Below are 1146 nucleotides of genomic sequence, written 5' to 3'. Positions count from 1 at the left end.
CATAGGGCTAGGTATGGGTGGCATCGCGTATGGTACATTATTCTATCATATTATAGGAAAATCAGAGAGGGATCAATCACTATCTGTCTCTCATTGGTTCAGCGTCTCTCTGTGGGCAATGTATTTGAATGGAGTTGTGGCGTTAGATCTGTTGCTGTAGTGGCTCAGTTTCTCTGTTTAAGTTTGATTTTGATGGGATCTTTAGGCTGTGTAGAAAGAGATGGAATCACCTCGAGAGTGTCTTCAGCGAAGCTTTCTGGCGTGAAATTCTGAAGAATCTTCCCAAGCACGACCTTCCCTTCGATCAGAGCTAATCGCTCCCCAATACATCGGCGCGGACCAGCTGCAAATGGGAAGTACATTCCAGTAGGTGGGGGTGTGAGGGAATCTGAGTTCCATCGGTTTGGTCGAAACTCGTAGGGGGAGTCATATAATCGATGGTCACGGTGGGTCACCCATTGGCTCAAACAGAGGATAGTCCCTTCAGAGATCTCATAGCCATTTAGCATAACATCTTCAGTTGGTTGCCGGAATATCGCATATGCTGGTGGATAGAGTCGGAGTGATTCTTTGAGGACACGATCAAGAAGGGTGGACTGTCGGAGCGATTTTGCCGGGTTCTTGATGTCTGTCTTATCAGTTGTACTGATGATTTGATCTCTAACAACTGGGTTCTTACCAAGTAGATGGACCGTATATGCCAACATAAGTGCGGTCGTCTCATGTCCTGCGAGGAGGAGTGTGACGACTTCATCCCGGATTTCAGATCGGTCCCACCCATTGTCCACAAGGTCGGTTATGAGCGAGTCGTAGTTCTCTGGTTGATTCTTTTGGCGGGTGATCAGCTAGTCGACGATATCATCAAGCCTCTCGATCGCGTGGCGGTAAGACCGGTTTCTCGAGATGGGGATCCATTCTGGGATGTAGAGGTATGTTTGAGCGATATAGGTGAAATACTCGATGATATCACTGAAAATGGAAGGTAGATCCCAGTCTTCCGATCTGGGATCGACGTCGGTGAGTACGACGGTGGGCTTCCGGGCATCCGGTTCCGTGGCGCCATCGACGCTGCGCACGACGCTGCTCTTCCCGTCCGTGACTACGACGAGAGCTGTGACCAACTGGAGAACTACGCCGAACTCGCTC

At 49.6% G+C, this 1146-nt stretch carries 1 protein-coding gene and 1 pseudogene; both read right to left on the bottom strand.

Features of this window, described 5'->3' with window-relative positions:
• Positions 1–164: 164 nt before the first annotated feature.
• Positions 165–788, bottom strand: coding sequence for a cytochrome P450 (locus DVK07_RS19370; RefSeq protein ID WP_158603195.1), 624 nt, complete (start codon positions 786–788; stop codon positions 165–167).
• A gap of 57 nt (positions 789–845) precedes the next feature.
• Positions 846–1146, bottom strand: a pseudogene (locus DVK07_RS22835) (cytochrome P450); the annotation flags it as partial.

Source organism: Halorubrum sp. Atlit-26R, assembly GCF_003666015.1.
In the GTDB taxonomy this organism is placed as follows: domain Archaea; phylum Halobacteriota; class Halobacteria; order Halobacteriales; family Haloferacaceae; genus Halorubrum.
The sequence above is the reverse complement of the archived record's forward strand: the minus strand, read 5'-3'. Positions and strand labels throughout refer to the sequence as shown.